This is a genomic window from Microbacterium sp. AC215 (assembly GCF_979258645.1).
This window is the reverse complement of the sequence record NZ_OZ409869.1, coordinates 713,667-731,706: the sequence shown is the minus strand read 5'-3', so window position 1 is coordinate 731,706 and position 18,040 is coordinate 713,667. Positions and strand designations below refer to the sequence as shown.

At 67.3% G+C, this 18,040-nt stretch carries 15 protein-coding genes; 7 read left to right on the top strand and 8 right to left on the bottom strand.

What is annotated here, in order from left to right; all coding sequences use genetic code 11:
• On the bottom strand, positions 1 to 279 hold the full coding sequence (locus ACZZZF_RS03825; RefSeq protein ID WP_463497117.1) for a hypothetical protein: 279 nt from the start codon (positions 277 to 279) through the stop codon (positions 1 to 3).
• A 543-nt stretch (positions 280 to 822) separates the two neighbouring features.
• Between ACZZZF_RS03825 and smc the strand changes: the two genes are divergently transcribed.
• Genes smc through ACZZZF_RS03810 form a run of 3 tightly spaced genes read left to right on the top strand, consistent with a single transcriptional unit; the run spans position 823 to position 5,804 of the window.
• On the top strand, positions 823 to 4,362 hold the full coding sequence (smc, locus tag ACZZZF_RS03820) for a chromosome segregation protein SMC (RefSeq protein ID WP_463497115.1): 3,540 nt from the start codon (positions 823 to 825) through the stop codon (positions 4,360 to 4,362).
• A gap of 24 nt (positions 4,363 to 4,386) precedes the next feature.
• Positions 4,387 to 5,259 carry a signal recognition particle-docking protein FtsY gene (gene ftsY / locus ACZZZF_RS03815; protein ID WP_053095919.1) on the top strand — a complete coding sequence of 291 codons (873 nt, stop codon included), beginning with the start codon at positions 4,387 to 4,389 and terminating at the stop codon, positions 5,257 to 5,259.
• Between the two features lie 44 nt (positions 5,260 to 5,303).
• Positions 5,304 to 5,804, top strand: a complete 501-nt coding sequence (locus ACZZZF_RS03810) for a DUF2004 domain-containing protein (protein WP_053095921.1) — start codon at positions 5,304 to 5,306, stop codon at positions 5,802 to 5,804.
• 16 nt (positions 5,805 to 5,820) lie between these two features.
• Here the strand turns inward: ACZZZF_RS03810 and lipA are convergent, their stop codons facing one another.
• Complete coding sequence (lipA, locus tag ACZZZF_RS03805; protein ID WP_053095923.1) at positions 5,821 to 6,810, bottom strand: lipoyl synthase; 990 nt, start codon at positions 6,808 to 6,810, stop codon at positions 5,821 to 5,823.
• Positions 6,807 to 7,460: a lipoyl(octanoyl) transferase LipB gene (lipB, locus tag ACZZZF_RS03800; protein WP_320488162.1), complete on the bottom strand. Its 654-nt coding sequence runs from the start codon at positions 7,458 to 7,460 to the stop codon at positions 6,807 to 6,809. Before lipB ends, lipA begins: the two co-directional genes overlap by 4 nt.
• Before the next feature lie 93 nt (positions 7,461 to 7,553).
• Here lipB and ACZZZF_RS03795 point away from each other — a divergent pair, with 93 nt between their 5' ends.
• A complete protein-coding gene (locus ACZZZF_RS03795) occupies positions 7,554 to 8,174 on the top strand; it encodes a TetR/AcrR family transcriptional regulator (RefSeq protein WP_053095926.1) in 621 nt (206 codons plus the stop codon).
• 13 nt (positions 8,175 to 8,187) lie between these two features.
• Positions 8,188 to 9,741: a signal recognition particle protein gene (ffh, locus tag ACZZZF_RS03790; RefSeq protein WP_053095928.1), complete on the top strand. Its 1,554-nt coding sequence runs from the start codon at positions 8,188 to 8,190 to the stop codon at positions 9,739 to 9,741.
• Between the two features lie 9 nt (positions 9,742 to 9,750).
• Here ffh and ACZZZF_RS03785 read toward each other — a convergent pair whose 3' ends face one another.
• Complete coding sequence (locus ACZZZF_RS03785; RefSeq protein WP_463497113.1) at positions 9,751 to 10,659, bottom strand: EamA family transporter; 909 nt, start codon at positions 10,657 to 10,659, stop codon at positions 9,751 to 9,753.
• 78 nt (positions 10,660 to 10,737) lie between these two features.
• Here ACZZZF_RS03785 and ACZZZF_RS03780 point away from each other — a divergent pair, with 78 nt between their 5' ends.
• Entirely contained in the window at positions 10,738 to 11,673 is a 936-nt protein-coding gene (locus ACZZZF_RS03780; protein ID WP_053095933.1) for a LysR family transcriptional regulator, read from the top strand.
• Between the two features lie 2 nt (positions 11,674 to 11,675).
• Here ACZZZF_RS03780 and glpK read toward each other — a convergent pair whose 3' ends face one another.
• The 3 genes from glpK to ACZZZF_RS03765 form a co-directional block, all read right to left on the bottom strand.
• On the bottom strand, positions 11,676 to 13,190 hold the full coding sequence (gene glpK / locus ACZZZF_RS03775; RefSeq protein WP_053095934.1) for a glycerol kinase GlpK: 1,515 nt from the start codon (positions 13,188 to 13,190) through the stop codon (positions 11,676 to 11,678).
• Between the two features lie 29 nt (positions 13,191 to 13,219).
• A complete protein-coding gene (locus ACZZZF_RS03770) occupies positions 13,220 to 13,972 on the bottom strand; it encodes an MIP/aquaporin family protein (RefSeq protein WP_053095936.1) in 753 nt (250 codons plus the stop codon).
• 92 nt (positions 13,973 to 14,064) lie between these two features.
• On the bottom strand, positions 14,065 to 15,774 hold the full coding sequence (locus ACZZZF_RS03765; RefSeq protein WP_053095938.1) for a glycerol-3-phosphate dehydrogenase/oxidase: 1,710 nt from the start codon (positions 15,772 to 15,774) through the stop codon (positions 14,065 to 14,067).
• Between the two features lie 100 nt (positions 15,775 to 15,874).
• On the opposite strand from ACZZZF_RS03765, the gene ACZZZF_RS03760 reads away from it, so the two are divergent.
• Entirely contained in the window at positions 15,875 to 16,846 is a 972-nt protein-coding gene (locus tag ACZZZF_RS03760) for a sugar-binding transcriptional regulator (protein WP_053099094.1), read from the top strand.
• Between the two features lie 2 nt (positions 16,847 to 16,848).
• Here ACZZZF_RS03760 and ACZZZF_RS03755 read toward each other — a convergent pair whose 3' ends face one another.
• Entirely contained in the window at positions 16,849 to 18,000 is a 1,152-nt protein-coding gene (locus ACZZZF_RS03755) for a glutamate--cysteine ligase (RefSeq protein ID WP_072592271.1), read from the bottom strand.
• Between the last annotated feature and the right edge of the window lie 40 nt (positions 18,001 to 18,040).

Sequence of the window (18,040 nt, the reverse complement as noted above, 5' to 3'; positions counted from 1 at the left end):
TCAGCGCAGCTGACGCTGCAGGTCGTAGGTGAGCAGGGCGTAGGTCTCGCCGGGCGTGCGATCACGTCGATCGAGACGCAGCGCATCCGCTTCGGCGGCGGCGATACGACGTACCGGGCGAGGGCGCTGTGCCCTCTGGAGCAGCCAGACGCCGATCCGGAGAGAGAGACGATCTGCCAGCGCGAGGCGCCGCAGCTCATCGGGTGCGGGGATGTGGAGGACCTGCTGGTCCTCGGTATCCGGAGGGTGGGGGATGCTGCGGTACAGCGTGGTGTTCACGATGATTCCTTCGAGATGAATGGTGGTGATGGGTGCGGCGAACGCGGCCGCAGGGCCTTCGGTGAAGGGCGGCGGTGCGCGGTGAGAGTCGAGAGCCCGGTGCGCCCGAAGGCGAGCGCCGGGATCGGCGGAGAGCCGTGATCCGGAGAGGATCAGAGGGCGGAGCGCGGAGTAGAGCGGGCGAGAAGCCCCATCACAGGTCGGAGACCGGTGGATGGTTCGGGGCAGAGTTCTCGGGCTGCGGTTCTACGAGAGAGCGCTTCGACGGACGCCGGCGGTTACCGAGTGCGCAGAGCGCGGCGCGAATGGCGCGGCGAGGCCAGTGGCCTGAGCAGTGAGCTGAGTGATCATCGGTAACCTCCTTTCGTGTGGCGATCCGGAGGTTACGGTAGCGAAACCCGGGCGTGTCCGTCAAGCATGACCGGCGTGGATCGGCGTGTCGCGCGGAATTCCGGTTCACTGCGAACCCGCGCGGGATGCCCGTTCTGAGCCGTCATTCCGGTAGCGTATGGGCGTGATTCACCCCCGAGACGCGGTACGCGCATGCATCTGAAGAGCCTGACCCTCAAGGGGTTCAAGTCCTTCGCGCAGCCGACCAGCTTCGTCTTCGAGCCGGGTGTCACCTGCATCGTCGGACCCAACGGGTCAGGCAAGTCCAACGTGGTGGACGCCCTCGCGTGGGTCATGGGCGAACAAGGGGCCAAGACGCTGCGCGGCGGCAAGATGGAAGACGTCATCTTCGCAGGCACCTCGACCCGGGGGCCGCTGGGCCGCGCCGAGGTGCAGCTGACGATCGACAACAGCGACGGCGCACTGCCGATCGAGTTCGCCGAGGTCACGATCAGCCGGACTCTGTTCCGCAACGGATCGAGCGAATACGCGATCAACGGAGAGAACTGCCGTCTGCTCGATCTGCAGGAGCTCCTCAGCGACTCGGGGCTGGGACGCGAGATGCACGTCATCGTCGGACAGGGCCGGCTGGACACGGTGCTCCAGGCATCGCCGGAAGACCGTCGTGGCTTCATCGAAGAGGCCGCCGGCATCCTCAAGCATCGGCGGCGCAAGGAGAAGACCCTTCGCAAGCTCGATGCGATGGAGACCAACCTCACGCGATTGAGCGACCTCGCGGGTGAGATCCGCCGTCAACTGAAGCCGCTGGGACGCCAGGCCGAGATCGCGCGAGAGGCGCAGACGATCGCCGCGGTCGTCCGCGATGCCAAGGCCCGGATCTTCGCCGACGACGTCGTGGCGCTGCGCACCGCCCTGGCCGATCACACGCGCACGGAGAACGAGAGACATACCGAACGACTGGTGCTGTCCGATCAGGCGGAGGCGGTGCGGGCGAACATCGCACGGCTCGAGCAGGATCAGAACTCGGCCGCGGTGGATCAGGCGAGAAGCGTCGCCTTCGGTCTCGAGCAGGTGCAGGAGCGGATGCGCGGGCTTTACACTCTGGCCAATCAGCGGCTCGCGCTGCTCGGCTCGGACGACGATGACGCGGCCGTGACCGCCGTCACGGTCACGCAGAGCACGATCGACGAGGCGAAAGATGAGATCACCGTGATCTCCGCTGGCCTCGGTGACGCCCAGGAAGCGGCGACCGTGGCGAGCCGCGAGGTGATGCTCGCGCGCGCCGAACTCGACACTCTCGACGTCGACATCGCCGAACAGAGCGCGCTGGTGTCGGCGTACGACATGCGCATCAGTTCGCTGCGTGGCACAGCCGATGCGGCCGCGTCCGCTCTCGCTGCCGTGCGGGGCGCGGTTCTTCGACAGGAGAACGCTCTCGAGGCGGCGAACGCGCGCCGTCGTGACGCAGCGGAAGCCCTCGAGGCGATCGCCGATGCAGAGGCGCCTGAGGGGACGGCAGCCGAGCATTCCGCAACGTACGAGAGCGCGCAGCGGGCTGTGACCGCGGCCGAAGCCGAGCGGGAGACACTCCGAGAGCGGCTGCACGCAGCGGAACGCGAGGTCGACGCGCTCACCGCGAAGTCGGCGGCGCTCGGGAGCGCGCTCGCGATCTCCGGAGGAGCCGCGGAGATCGTGAAGACCGGCGGTCCGGGGATACGCGGACTCGTGGGCGACTCGGTGCAGGTCAGGAGCGGATTCGAAGCTGCCGTCGCGGCGGTGCTGGGTCCCCTCACTGAAGGCGTCCTCGTCGACGGCGCGGACGATGCGTTCGACCTCGCCGGCGACGCGTCGGAGCAGCGACGGGGAGTGGTCGATTTCGTGATCGCCGACTCCGCGCGTCCGTCGATCGAGCTGCCCGCCATCGATGGGGTGACCCGCGCGGTCGACACGGTCACGGCGCCGGACGGCGTCCTCGGGATCCTGTCGCACGTGGTCATCGCAGACAGCCTCGACGCAGCGCGTGCCGCGCGAGTGTCACTCGATTTCGCCGGCGACACCACCACCACGATCGTGACCACCGCCGGCGACGTCGTCACCGCTCAGACTCTGCGCACGGGTTCCGGCGGCGAACGCTCGCGCCTCGAGCTCGCCGCCGAACGAGACGCGGCGAACGACCGCCTGGCCGAAGTGCAGGTCATCGTCGACTCGCTGCGGGAGGCGCGTGAGGACGCGAACGAGTCCGTCGAGACATCCCGTCGTCTGGCGAAGGACGCGCTCCGGGCGCTCCGCGAGCACGATGCCGCGCTGGCGACGCACGCCGAGCAGGTCAACCGCATCACGGTCACCCACGAGTCGGCGGTCGCCGAGTGCGAGCGACTCGAGAACGGGCTCGCGCAGGCGCAGAGCGCGGTGCAGGAGGCCGAGGCAGCGTCGGAGGCAGCAAAGGCCGAGTGGGACGCCGCTGTCGCGGCGCCGCGGCCCGTGCTCGACGCCTCAGCGCGTGACGGACTGCTCGAAGCGCTCGAGATCGCACGCGAGGGCGAGGTCAGGGCTCGCCTGGAGATCGAGACGCTGCGTGAGCGCGTGCGCGCTGCCCAGTCCCGGGTCGTCGGTCTCGAGCGGCAGCGCGAGCAGGAGCGGGACGCGGCTGCCGAGGCAGCGCGCCGGGCCGTCATCCGCCGTGCGCAGCGCGAGGCGGCATCCGGCGTCGCGCTAGAGCTCCCGCGCATCCTCGATTCGATCGATCGGTCCGTCACCGAGGCACGCGTCGCGCTGGCCGAGGCGGAGTCGGCGCGATCGGCGCAGAACCAGGAGTTGACGGCTCTGCGCGCGCAGGAGACCTCGCTCCGGGAGAGGTTGGCCGGCCTCACCGAGAGCGTCCACGGTCTCGAGCTGCAGATCCATGAGAAGAAGCTGCACCTCAACAGCCTCCTGGAGCGGGTGGCGTCGGAGCTCGCGCTCGACGAAGATATTCTCGTTGCGGAATATGGTCCCGACCAGCTCGTTCCGCGGGACCCCGCTGCGGAGCCGGCCGATGACGAGCAGCTCGACACGGCGATCCCGTTCGATCGACGGATTCAGCAGCGTCGACTGGCTGATGCGGAGCGCAAGCTCGCTCAACTCGGACGCGTGAACCCGCTCGCGCTGGAGGAGTTCGCGGCACTCGAGCAGCGCCATGCATTCCTCACCGAACAGCTCGCCGACCTGACCCAGACCCGTCAGGATCTGCTCACGATCATCGCCGATCTCGACGAGCGGATGCAGACGATCTTCGCGAGCGCGTTCGAAGACACGAGGGTCGCGTTCGGAGAGGTCTTCCCGCTGCTGTTCCCCGGCGGATCCGGAAGCATCTCGCTCACAGATCCCGAGAACATGCTCACCACGGGCATCGAGGTGTCGGTGCGTCCGGTCGGCAAGAAGATCGAGCGGCTCTCCCTGCTCTCGGGAGGTGAACGCTCCCTCGCCGCGGTCGCGCTGCTCGTCGCCATCTTCAAGGCGCGCCCGAGCCCCTTCTACATCCTCGACGAGGTCGAGGCGGCGCTCGACGACGCCAATCTCGGCCGCCTGCTCACCGTGTTCGAGCAGCTTCGCGAGAGCTCGCAGCTGCTCGTCATCACCCACCAGAAGCGAACCATGGAGATCGCGGACGCTCTCTACGGTGTGTCGATGCGTCAGGACGGCGTCTCTGCGGTCGTCGGGCAGCGCGTGGGCGACCGCGCGGCAGCCGTCTGACGGCGCTACCCGTAGGCTGGAGTCATGGCGGAGAAGTCGTGGTCCCTCACTCGCGCGCTGCGCGGGATGTTCGTCAAGCCCACTATCGACGAGACGACGTGGGAGGACCTCGAGACCGCCCTCATCACGGCTGACTTCGGTCCCGACATCAGCGAGAGGGTCGTCGAGGAGCTTCGAGAGAAGGTCGAGCGCTACCGCACGACCGATCCGCAGGATCTCCAGCGGATGCTGCGCGAGACGCTCGAGGAGCACTTCGCGAAGTTCGACACCACCCTGAAGCTCACCGAGCGACCGGCGGTCGTGCTCGTCGTGGGCGTCAACGGCGTCGGCAAGACCACGACGATCGGCAAGTTCACCAAGTTTCTCCGCGGGTTCCAGCGCAGCGTGGTGGTCGGCGCAGCCGACACGTTCCGTGCGGCGGCCGTCGATCAGCTCGCCACCTGGGCGCAGCGCGGGGGAGCGGCGATCGTCCGTCCCCAGCAGGAGGGCCAGGATCCGGCATCCGTCGCCTATCAGACGATCGAGTTCGCCCAGCGTGAGGGCATCGAGATCGCGATCATCGACACGGCCGGTCGTCTGCACACCAAGGGCGGGCTGATGGATGAGCTGGGAAAGATCCGTCGCGTGATCGAGAAGCAAGCGCCGATCAGCGAGGTCCTTCTCGTGCTCGACGCGACGACCGGGCAGAACGGAGTGATGCAGGCCGAGGCCTTCCTCCAGCATGCCGGCGTCACCGGTCTCGTCCTGACCAAGCTCGACGGATCGGCGAAGGGCGGTTTCGTCCTCGCCGTGCAGGAGCGCACCGGCATCCCCGTCAAGCTCCTCGGGCAGGGCGAGGGTATCGATGATCTGACCGGATTCACCCCCCATGTCTTCGTCAAGTCGCTCGTCGGCTGACGACGGGACTACCGCCGCGAGCACGAGGCTGGTTTCATAGCGTTATGGCGATCGAACACGACTACTTCGGACTCCTGTCCTCAGGGCCCGACGGCTCGATCTTCTGGTCCGAGACGGTGGAGCTCGGTGACCAGAGCGTCACCGTCGACCTCACGGCTCCTGACCAGGACGATGTCTCTGCCGACGCGCTCGACATCGCCGCTTCGCTCATCGCGGGGATCGAGAACGTCGACGCGGTCTCGCGGCGGGGCATGCTCGCGGAGGTCGACGATCGCACGAGCGAGGTCACCGAGTACATCCTTCAGCAGCAGGAGGCGTATGGTGACGAGCTCGAAGACGTCCTCGTCGACGTGAGCGGTGACGCCGCCGTCGACATCATCCGATCGCTCCGGCTCATGAGCATGACGATCCTCGCCGACGAGCACGGTGGGTCCGAGCCCTTCGCCGTGTTGGAGTACGCGCTTGACGCCACCACCACCGACGACGTCCTGCTCGTGAACCTCGGCTCCGACGGCAGCGTGCAATCCGTGATGAGCGCGGACTGACCGTTCCCGCCTCAGTTCAGACGGCTTGGGCGAAGCCGAGGTCTGCACTCTCGGCGATGTGCGCCAGGTGCGGCGGGATCTCGCGTCCTTTCGACACCATCGACTGCGCCCACAGCCGGCCGGCGCGGTAGGACGAGCGCACGAGGGGGCCTGCGAGCACGCCGAGGAAGCCGATCCGCTCGGCCTCCTCCTTGAACTCCACGAACTCCGTCGGCTTGACCCAGCGTGCGACAGGCAGGTGACGAGGAGACGGCCGCAGATACTGCGTGATGGTGATGATGTCGCAGCCGGCGTCGTGCAGGTCGTTCAGCGCCTGGACGACCTCCTCCGGTTCCTCGCCCATTCCGAGGATGAGGTTGGACTTGGTGATCAGTCCCGCGTTGCGTGCCTGCGTGATCACATCGAGCGAGCGCTCGTACCGGAATGCAGGGCGGATGCGCTTGAAGATGCGCGGCACGGTCTCGACGTTGTGGGCGAAGACCTCGGGGCGTGCGTCGAAGATCTGGCCGAGGAAGGCCGGATCGGCGTTGTGCTCGTTGGCGAGCAGCTCTACTCCGGTGTTCGGGTTGAGCTCGTGGATCTTCCGGACGGTCTCGGCATTCAGCCAGGCTCCGGTGTCCGGGAGGTCGTCGCGGGCGACGCTGGTGACCGTCGCATAGCGGAGGTTCATCCGCACGACGCTCTCGGCGACCCGGCGCGGCTCGTCCGTGTCGTAGGCGTCGGGCTTGCCGGTGTCGATCTGGCAGAAGTCGCACCGACGGGTGCACTGCGAACCGCCGATGAGGAAGGTCGCCTCTCGATCCTCCCAGCATTCGAAGATGTTCGGACACCCCGCCTCCTGGCACACGGTGTGGAGGTCCTCGCTCTTCACCAGCGAGTGGAGCGCGGTGTACTCGGGCCCCATCTTCGCCTTCGTCTTGATCCATTCCGGCTTGCGCTCGATGGGCGTCTCGGCGTTGCGGATCTCGAGGCGGAGGAGCTTGCGTCCCTCGGGTGCGGCGGTCATCTGGAGGCTCCTACACGGTCGGCGGTCGAGTATTCGGCGAGGAAGGCGGCGGACACGGAGGCGCTGATGTCGGCGGGGGAGACGTCAGCACCGACGACCTCGCTCACCGTCGTCACGCCCGCGTCGGTGATCCCGCACGGGATGATGCCGCCGAAGCCCGCGAGAGTGTTGTCGCAGTTGATCGCGAAGCCGTGCATCGTGACGCCCTGCTGCACACGCACCCCGATCGCCGCGACCTTGTCCTCCGAGAGCGGGCGGCGGACCCATACGCCGCTGCGTCCCTCGACCTGGTACCCGTCGACGCCGAGCGGACGGAGCACGTCGATCAGGATGCGCTCGAGGCGGCGGACGTGAGCGACGACGTCCATCGGCTCGGGCAGTCGGACGATCGGGTATCCCACGAGCTGGCCGGGGCCATGCCAGGTGATCTTCCCGCCGCGGTCGACGTCGATCACCGGAGTGCCGTCGTGGGGGCGCTCCTGCGGCTCGGTCCGCTTGCCGGCGGTGTACACGGCCTCATGCTCGAGGAGGATGAGCGTGTCCGGACGGGTGCCGGACACGACGTCGGCATGGATGCTGCGCTGCAGATCCCAGCCCACGGTGTAGGGGACGTACGCCGGGGCGAGACCCGCCGTCAGTATCTCGAGCATGGAGACCACTCTCGTCAATAGATGGATTGCGTCTAAGAATACTCCTCCGCACTGACCGCGGCGCGCCGCAGCGACGCGCGGTAGCGTGTTGACATGAGCAGCACGAGCCGAGCAGGGCGGCCTAAGGCGTCTTCGCGGGAGACTCTCGCCGAGGCTGCCTGCGAGCTGTTCCTCGAGCAGGGATACGACGCCACCTCGGTCGCCGACATCACCCAGCGAGCCGGAGTGAGCCGCTCGAGCTTCTTCAACTACTTCTCGTCGAAGAGCGACGTGCTCTGGTCCGGTCTCGACGACCGCATCGGTCGTGCGGTCGAAGATCTGGTCGCGGTGCACGAAGATCGCGACGGCGCGCACGTCAGACGCATCCTCTCGGCTCTCGTCGACGACTTCGCACCCGACAGCCTCGCACTCGCGATCAACAACTCGTCCGCGATGGGGCTCGACGACGAACTCGAGCAGGACGCCGCACGGCGACAGGCGCGCCTGGCTGCGACCCTCGCCGATCTCGCCCGGCGCTCCGGCGTCCCCGCGCTCACCGCCGACATCGCGGCAGCGACGTGGGCCGCCGCGGTTCTCGCTGCGGTGCGAGCCTGGGCCGAGAGCGGCGCAGGTCGCGGTTCGGTCAGCGATCGATTCGCCGACGCTGTGCGCGCGATCGCGCGGTTGCCGTGGACCGCGGCAGCGAGCGCGGAGAACGGGTCAGGATTCGCGTAAACTCGGTGTCACCATGGCTACCTTTGGCACGCTCTCCGATCGGCTCACCGAGACCTTCCGCAACCTTCGCACGAAGGGAAAGCTCACTGCGGCCGACGTCGACGGCACAGTGCGCGAGATCCGGCGTGCGCTGCTCGACGCCGACGTCGCGCTCACGGTCGTCAAGGACTTCACCGCGAAGGTGCGCGAACGTGCCCTCGGCGACGAGGTCAACAAGGCACTGAACCCGGCCCAGCAGGTCGTGCAGATCGTCAACGAGGAGCTCGTGCAGATCCTCGGAGGCGAGCAGCGTCGTCTCCAGTTCGCCAAGACCGCGCCGACGGTCATCATGCTCGCAGGACTCCAGGGGTCGGGTAAGACGACGTTCGCGGGCAAGCTCGCGAAGCAGCTCGAGGGGGAGGGACACACTCCTCTGCTCGTCGCGGCGGACCTCCAGCGCCCGAACGCCGTGAACCAGCTCCAGGTGGTCGCCGAGCAGGCCGGTGCCACCGTCTACGCACCCGAGCCGGGCAACGGCGTGGGCGACCCGGTCAAGGTCTCGCGTGACGGTGTCGAGCATGCGCGACGTCACCAGCACGACGTGGTCATCATCGACACCGCCGGACGCCTGGGCGTGGATGCCGAGCTCATGAAGCAGGCATCCGACATCCGCAAGGCCACCGACCCCGACGAGGTTCTCTTCGTCATCGACGCCATGATCGGCCAGGATGCGGTGAACACCGCTCGTGCGTTCCAGGAGGGTGTCGACTTCACTGGCGTCGTGCTGTCGAAGCTCGACGGAGATGCCCGCGGTGGTGCGGCGCTGTCCGTCGCCTCCGTGACCGGACGCCCGATCATCTTCGCATCGACCGGTGAGCGCCTCGAAGACCTCGAGCCGTTCCACCCCGATCGCATGGCCAGCCGGATCCTGGATCTCGGCGACATCCTCACCCTCATCGAGCAGGCCCAGCAGGCCTTCGATGAGGAAGAGGCCGTCAAGATGGCCGAGAAGCTCGCGACCGAGCAGTTCACACTCGAAGACTTCCTCGACCAGCTTCAGCAGATGAAGAAGATGGGATCGATGAAGAAGATGCTGGGAATGCTTCCCGGCATGGGGCAGATGAAGCAGCAGCTCGAGGACTTCGACGAGCGCGAGATCGATCGCACCGAGGCGATCATCCGCTCCATGACTCCCGGTGAGCGCCGCAATCCGAAGGTCCTCAACGGCTCGCGTCGCCTGCGTATCGCCCGCGGTTCGGGAATGACGGTCACGGATGTCAACCAGCTCGTCCAGCGCTTCGATCAGGCCGCGAAGATGATGAAGACCGTCGCGCGCGGTGGCACCCCGAACATCCCCGGCATGGGGTCGATGCCCGGCATGGGCAAGCCCGGCGCGTCGTCGAAGCGCGGCAAGAAGGGCAAGTCCTCCGGCGGTTCACGTTCGGGCAACCCCGCCAAGCGCGCCGCCGAGAACGCCGGCCTCGCTCCGACGTCGACTCCGACGGGTTCGGGTTTCGGTCTCGGGGGCGCGAAGGCGCCGAGCGAAGCCGACCTCGCGGAGATCCAGAAGCTCTTCGGCAAGAGCTGAGGCGTCCCTTCAGAGTCGGCGCGCGGGCAGCGCCGGTTCGGGAACACGTGACGACCGGCGGGGTCGCCGGAGCGCGGTCAGCTGTCCTCCGACGAGGGCGACCAGGACGAGAACGACACCGACGACCTGAGCCGTCGTGAACCTCTCGCCGGCGACGAGTGCGCCCAGCAGAGTCGCCACGACGGGGGAGAGCAGAGCGAGCAGCCCGGGTGCGATCACCGGCAGCTGCTGGATGCCTCGAAACCACAGTATGTAGGCGAGCAGGCCTCCCACCGATCCGAGCCAGACGTACCCGAGCGCTGCTCCGCCGTCGACGGTCGGGGGAGTGCCTTCGAACAACAGGGCGAGGGGCAGCAGGACCAGCCCGCCCGCAGTCAGCTGCCACCCCGCGTAGGCGACGGCCCCCACGCCTGCCGGGCGCCCCCAGCGCTTGGTGAGGATCATGCCCACCGAGGTCGCAGTCACCGCGCCGAGTGCCGCCAGGATGCCGAGGGCATCGAGCTGGGCTGCTGGTCCGAGCACGACGAGAGCGACGCCTCCGGCACCCACGGCGGCAGCGATTGCCGTGACAGGGCGGATGCGGTCTCCGAGCAGCAGAGCACTCAGTCCGAGGATGGTCAGCGGTTGGACACCCGCGACGGCGGCGGCGACTCCGCCGGGCAGCCTTTCCGCGGCGATGAACAGGAGCGGGAAGAATGCGCCGATGTTGAGGGTTCCGAGTGCGAGAGATCTCAGCCACCAGGCTCCGCGCGGCAGAGCGCGACCGATCGCCAGTGCGACGAGTCCCGCAGGAAGCGCGCGGAGGAGTCCTGCGAAGAGGGGATGACCGGTCGGGAGCAACTCCGTCGTCACGAGGTAGGTGGTGCCCCACGACAGAGGGGCCAGCGCGGTGAGCAGCAGCAGGGCTAGGCGGTTCATTCCTTCAGCCTGAATGCCCATTAGCCATGAGTCCAACGCATGGTTCTCACCTGACACATGAACTGCGATCATGAATGCATGGATCTGCAGCAGTTGAGATACGTCGTCGAAGTCGCGTCATCCGCCAGTTTCACGCGCGCCGCCGAGCGCTGCTTCGTGACGCAGTCGGCGCTGAGCCACCAGATAGCTGCTCTCGAGCGGGAACTCGGGCAGCGGCTGTTCGTCCGATCGAGCCGCAGCGTACGCACCACCGAGGCGGGTGAGGCATTCCTCGTCCATGCGAATCGGGCGGTCAGAGCAGCGCACGATGCGCGTGACGCTGCGGCTGCCACGGCCGGCCGCGTCGTGGGCACCCTTCATCTCGGTGTCATCCCTACGGGCAGCGCCGTCCCTGTCCCGCAAGCGATCGCACGGTTCCGCGCCGCTCATCCGGATGCCGCGGTCGAGCTCACGGTCGGCAACAGCGACACGCTGGTGGAGGCCGTTCGGCGCGGCGACCTCGATGTCGCTCTGCTGGGACTGCGAGAGGGGGTCGAGCCTCGGAGCGTGGCATTTCGTGCACTCGCCCGCGAACGCCTTGTCGTCGCGGCATCCCCTGCTCACCGCATCTCCGGGCATGTCGGCGTCAGCCTCGCCGACCTCGCGGATGAGGTCTTCGCAGACTTTCCCGCGGGCACATCTGGCCGCGCCCAGGCGGACGCTGCCTTCGCGGCAGCCGGCATCACACGTGACGTGCCCTTCCAAGCGGACTCGTCTGAGCTGATACTGGGTCTCGTCTCCCAGGGGCTCGCGATCTCACTGCTGGCACCGGGGGTGATCGCTACGTCGTCCTTCGACGTCGCGGCGGTCGATCTCGTCGATGGTCCCGTACGGGTTCAGTACGTCGCCTGGGACGATCGCGCCCCGCGCAACGTCACGTCCGCCTTCCTCCGCGTCGTCGAGTCGATGACGTCGCGCCGGAATGATGAAGCGGGCCCGGAGGAATCCTCCGGGCCCGCCCACTCAGGTATCTGAGGTCACTTCACGTCTTCGTCGACCCAGTCCATCGACTTGCTGACGGCCTTGCGCCACAGACGCAGCTGGCGATCGCGCTCTCCGTCTTCCATGGAGGGCTCCCAACGGCGGTCCTCCTGCCAGTTGGCGGAGAGATCGTCGAGTCCGTTCCAGAATCCGACGGCGAGACCGGCCGCGTAAGCGGCGCCGAGCGCTGTCGTCTCCGCCACGACGGGGCGAACGACCGGCACACCGAGCACATCGGCCTGGAACTGCATGAGCGCGTCGTTCGCGACCATCCCGCCGTCGACCTTGAGTTCCGTGAGGTCGACTCCGGCATCCGCGTTGACGGCGTCGAGCACGTCGCGGGTCTGGAATGCGACCGCCTCGAGCGCTGCGCGAGCGATGTGATTCTTGTTCGCGTAGCGGGTGAGGCCCACGATGGCGCCGCGGGCGTCCGGACGCCAGTAGGGCGCGAACAGACCGGAGAACGCCGGGACGATGTACACGCCGCCGTTGTCGTCGACCTGCTTCGCGAGTTCTTCGACCTCGGGAGCGGAGCCGATGATGCCGAGCTGGTCGCGCAGCCACTGGATCAGGGATCCGGTGACGGCGATCGAGCCCTCGAGCGCGTAGTGCGTCGGTCCGTCGCCGAGCTTGTAGCCGACAGTGGTGAGCAGGCCGTTCTTCGAGTGGACGATCTCCTCACCCGTGTTGAAGATCAGGAAGCACCCGGTGCCGTAGGTGTTCTTGCTCTCGCCCGTGTTGAATGCGGCCTGGCCGAAGGTCGCGGCCTGCTGGTCGCCGAGGATGCCGGCGATCGGCGTCTCGCGCAGCAGCGACGAGTCCTCGGCTGCGCCGTAGACCTCGGAGGAGGAGCGGATCTCGGGCATCATCGAGCGGGGAACGCCGAACGCCTCGAGGATGTCGTCGCGCCACTCGAGCGTCTCGAGATCCATGAACATCGTGCGCGAGGCGTTGGTGACGTCCGTCACGTGAACGCCGCCGTCGACACCGCCGGTGAGGTTCCAGAGCACCCAGCTGTCTGTCGTGCCGAAGACGAGGTCGCCGGCATCCGCCTTCTCGCGAGCGCCCTCGACGTTCTCGAGGATCCAGGCGATCTTGGTGCCGGAGAAGTAGGTGGCGAGGGGGAGGCCCACGATGGGCTTGAACCGCTCGACCCCGCCGTCGGCCGCGAGGCGGTCGACGATCTCCTGCGTACGGGTGTCCTGCCAGACGATGGCGTTGTAGACGGCCTTGCCGGTGGTCTTGTCCCAGACGACAGCGGTCTCGCGCTGGTTCGTGATTCCGACCGCGGCGATGTCGTGGCGCGTCAGGTCGGCGCGACTCAGTGCGAGTCCGATGACCTCCTGCACGTTGCGCCAGATCTCAGCGGGGTCGTGCTCGACCCAGCCTGCCTTGGGCAGGATCTGCTCGTGCTCCTTCTGACCGGTCGCGACGATGCTGCCCTTCTTGTCGAAGATGATCGCGCGGCTGGAGGTGGTGCCCTGATCGATGGCGATGATGTAGTCGGCCATTGTGTTCTCCTTTGAAGTCAGGTTCGGGTTCAGGCGAGGTTGAGCAGTACCGGCGCAGCGACGGCGGCGAGGACACCACCGATGAGCGGACCGACGACCGGGACCCACGAGTAGGACCAGTCGCTGGAACCCTTGCCCTTGATCGGGAGGATGGCGTGGGCGATGCGGGGGCCGAGGTCACGTGCCGGGTTGATCGCGTATCCGGTCGGTCCACCGAGCGATGCACCGATGGCGACCACGACGAGTGCGACGGGAAGGGCGCTGAGCGGGCCGAGGCCTCCGGGGACGCCGATCTCGATGTCGCCGTAGTCAGCGAACGCGAAGACCGCGAACACGAGGACGAACGTGCCGATGACCTCGGTGACGAGGTTCCAGCCGTACGAGCGGATCGCGGGACCGGTCGAGAAGACGCCGAGCTTGTTGGCGGGGTCGGGCTCCTCGTCGAAGTGCTGCTTGTAGGCCAGCCAGGTGAGGATCGCACCGACGATCGCGCCGAGCAGCTCAGCACCGGTCGCGACCGCGAACTGAGAGAAGTCGATCTTGCCTGCGACGAGAAGGCCGATGCCGACAGCAGGGTTCAGGATGGCGCCGGAGTAGGCGGAGGCGAGGACACCCACGAAGACCGCGAGACCCCATCCCCAGTTGACCATCAGGAAACCGCCGCCGAAGCCCTTGTTCTTGGCTAGTGCGACGTTGGCGACCACACCACATCCGAGGAGGATCAGCAGCGCTGTGCCGACGAACTCCGAGAGGAAGTAGAGACCGAGATTCACTTCAGTCATGTCTTCATTGACCTTTCTTGAGTGCCAGGGCCCCTTAGCGCTGGCACTTGTTGGGAATTGCACCGCGTGGAGGGCGGTGTTCGGATGTCTCGTCAGCCGCGTGCGCGTGACGAGATCTGGAGTCCATGGCGTTCGTTCAGCAGCGCCCGCGTCTGCTCGAGTTCGGCATCGTGCCGTGCGCGATCCCAGTCGAGCAGAGGAGACAGCGCGTCTGCAAGCTCTTCGAGCACATCCGCGTCGGCGTTGCCGGTGAAAGCGATGCTGGTGCGGCGCAGAACGACGTCCTGCAGTCGCGCGACCATCTCGTTCTCGACCATCCATGCCAGCTCACGCGTCGAGAGGTCGCCGCCGACCAGAGGCGCGTCGTCTCCCTGCTCGATGAACTCCCAGACCTGCGCGGCGCGGGTTCCGTATCGGGCGAGAAGACGCTCGGCGCGATCGCCGGCTCCGGGCAGGTTCTCCTGGATCCAGATGCGACGTGCCTTCTCGGTGCGCGGGAAGTCACGGCCTCCGCCGATGGCGCGTCCGGCGGTGGACACGGTGCGGGTGCGACCGATCAGACCGAGCACCACGTCGGAGAGCGATTCGCCGAGGGCTCGGAAGGTGGTCCACTTGCCTCCGACGAGGCTCACGAGAGGGGCGGCACCCTTCTCGTCGACTTCGATGCGATAGTCGCGAGAGACGAATCCCGGCGCGGTGTCCTCATGCCGGGGGAGCGGACGGATCCCCGAGAAGTTGAAGACGATCTGCTCGCGGGTCACGTCGATCGTCGGGAAGACGTGGTGGATGAGGTCGAAGAAGTAGTCGATCTCCTCCTCGGTGCACACCGGGACCTCGCGGGGGTCTGCATCGATGTCGGTCGTCCCCACGAGAACGCGACCCTTGAGCGGGTAGATCAGGACGATGCGACCGTCGGAGTGCTCGAAGAAGATCTCGCGTCCGCGCGTCGCCTCGAGGAGCTCGGGGTGGTCGAGGACGATGTGGGATCCCTTGGTGCCGCCCATGAAGCGCGTGTCGTTGCCCAGCGCGTCGTTGGTGAGATCGGTCCACGGACCGGATGCGTTCACGACGACATCGGCGGTGACGGTGAACTCGGTCCCGCTCTCACGATCGCGGAGGACGACCTTCTCGCCGTCGCGCGCGATCGCCTCGACGTAGTTCAGTGCGACGGCGCCGGGGTGTGCGGCGCGTCCGTCCTGCAGGACGTCGAGCGCGAGGCGCTCCGGGTCGTGCATCGACGCGTCGTAGTAGGTGGCCGTGTACTTGATGTTCGGGTCGAGCGAGGGGAGCTCGGCGAGCGAGCGCTTGCGACCCAGGAACCGGTGACGGGGCACCATGCCGCCGTCGCGGGAGAACGTGTCGTAGATCGTCAGTCCGACCTTGATCAGGAACGCTCCACGCTCCTGGGGCTTGCCGCTCTTGTGCGTGAGGAAGCGCAGGGGGGCGGACAGGATGCCGGAGAAGGTCGAGTAGATGGGGATCGTCGTCTCGAGCGGCTTGACGTAGTGCGGGGCGATCTTCAGCAGACCGTTGCGCTCTTCGACCGATTCGCGCACGAGTCGGAACTCGCCGTTCTCGAGATAGCGGATGCCGCCGTGGATCATGTGGCTCGACGCAGCCGAAGCGCCGGAGGCGAAGTCGCCTCGCTCGACGAGCAGTACGTCGACGCCCTGCAGCGCCAGATCACGGAACGCGGAGATCCCGTTGATCCCGGCTCCGATGACAAGGACGCTCGTGCGTCCGGACTCACGGACGGCGCGGACTGCCGCGCGTTCCGGTGATGAGTGTGTCGACTCGATCATCTTCGACCCTTCTCTGTGCGTGCTCCCAGCTTCGACCTGATCGCCCACCACGCGCAAGCCCGTTGCACATATGTGCAAAGATCGACTCGAGGAGGTCGTCATGCGCCAGTCTGACGCGGGATCGCGCGATTCCAAGCTGATCGCCGCGCTCACCGCGGCACAGCTCTACTACATGCAGGACAAGACCATGGAGGTGATCGCGCAGGAGCTGAAGACCTCGCGATCATCGGTGTCGCGCCTGCTCAGCTTCGCCCGGGAGAGCGGACTCGTGGACATCCGCATCAATTCGCCTCTCGAGCGACTCGGCATGCTGGAGCAGCGCATCCGGGACAGGCATCGCCTCGTGGCCCACGTCGTACCGATCCCCGAGATCGTCAGCGAGGTCGAGAGGCTCGAGCGGGTGGCTCTGACCGCAGGGCGGCTGCTGTCGCAGTTCGTCGACTCGAACATGATCGTGGGTGTCGCGTGGGGATCCACGATCAGCGCGGTCAGTCGTGGTCTCACGCAGAAGGAGACGCACAACACGACGTTCGTGCAGTTGAACGGTGCCGGGAACACGCAGACCAGCGGGGTCGAGTACTCGAGCGACATCCTCCAGCGCTTCGGCAGCGCGTTCGGTGCGCAGGTGCAGCAGTTCCCCGTGCCCGCGTTCTTCGACGATCCCTCGACGCGCGAGGCGATGTGGCGAGAGCGGAGCACTCTGCGGGTGCTCGACCTGCAGTCGAAGATGGACATCGCCGTGTTCAGTCTCGGCTCGCCCGCCGCGGAGGTCCCCAGTCGCGTGTACGTCGGCGGCTATCTCGGTCGCGACGACTACCGGAGCCTCCGGGAGGACCATGCGATCGGCGACGTGGCCACGGTCTTCTTCCGCGCGGACGGATCCTGGAGGGACATCCGTGTCAACGCACGGGCGACGGGTCCGGGTCTCGACAGGCTGCGGCGGGTGCCCCGACGCGTGTGCGTGGTGTCCGGTGTTCCGAAGCTCGCCAGCCTCCGCGCCGCCATCGCCGCCGACCTCATCACGGACGTGGTGCTCGATGAAGGACTCGCGCGCAGGCTCGTCGAGGACTGACCCTACGGCTCGTCGGTCGAGGATTCCGGGCCGGAGCGGAACTCTCGGATCAGATGCTGGACGACTGCACCGAGGTCGCCGCCCGTCGCGTTCGCGATCGTCAGCTGACGCTCGTAGCTCGCGCCGTCCGTGAGGATCGTCTCGATGCTGCCGAACTCACGCACGCAGCCGAGTTCGACCGCGACCGGGGCGAGCTCCTCGAGCACCTCCGAAAGATGCTCCCGCACGGGACGCTGGGTTCCGGCGGCGTCGACGATCACCCGCGCGTCCAAGCCGTAGCGCGCGGCGCGCCACTTGTTCTCCCGGTGGTACCAAGCAGGCATCTGCGCGAGGGGGAGTCCCTCGTCCATCTGACGCGAGAGATGCTCGACCAGGACCTGCACGAGCGCGGCCACTGCCGCGAGCTCCGGCAGCGTGGAGAGCCCGTCGCATGCCCGCACCTCGATCGTCCCCCACCGCGGTGCGGGCCGGATGTCCCAGCGCACTTCGGTGGCGTCCGCCATCACACCGGTGCGCACCATGTCGTCGAGGTAGGCCTCGTACTCCGACCAGTCCTGCAGCGGCCACGGGAGCCCCGCAGTGGGCAGCTGCTGGAACACCAGAGCACGGTTCGAGGCGTATCCGGTGCGCTCACCGGCCCAGAACGGACTCGAGGCGGAGAGAGCCTGCAGATGCGGGAGATAAGCGGCGAGGGCGTTGATGATCGGGATGACCTTGCGCTGATCCTCCACGCCGATGTGGACGTGGATCCCCCAGATCATCATGTTCCGACCCCACCACTGGGTGCGCTCGATCAGGGTGTGGTAGCGCGTCTTGTCGGTCACTTCCTGGTGGTACCACTGCGCGAACGGGTGACTGCCGGCCGAGAGCAGCTCGATGCCGGCCGGATCCGTCGCCGCACGAACAGCGGTGATCGCGTTGGCGATGTCGTCCACGGCATGGGCCACGGAATCGCCGATGCCGCTGGTGACCTCGATCGTGTTGGTGAGGAGCTCGCCGGTCACGGTGTGCCGTTCTTCTGCACTCTCATCCTCGAGTGCGGACAGCAACTCGGGGGCGCGGCCGACGAGATCACCGCTCACCGGATCGGCGAGCATGATCTCCCACTCGAGACCGACGGTGGACCGGGCCGATGGCGCGAAATCGAGCTTCACGAGCACAGTCTGACACGCGCTGTCGGCGACACGGCAACCG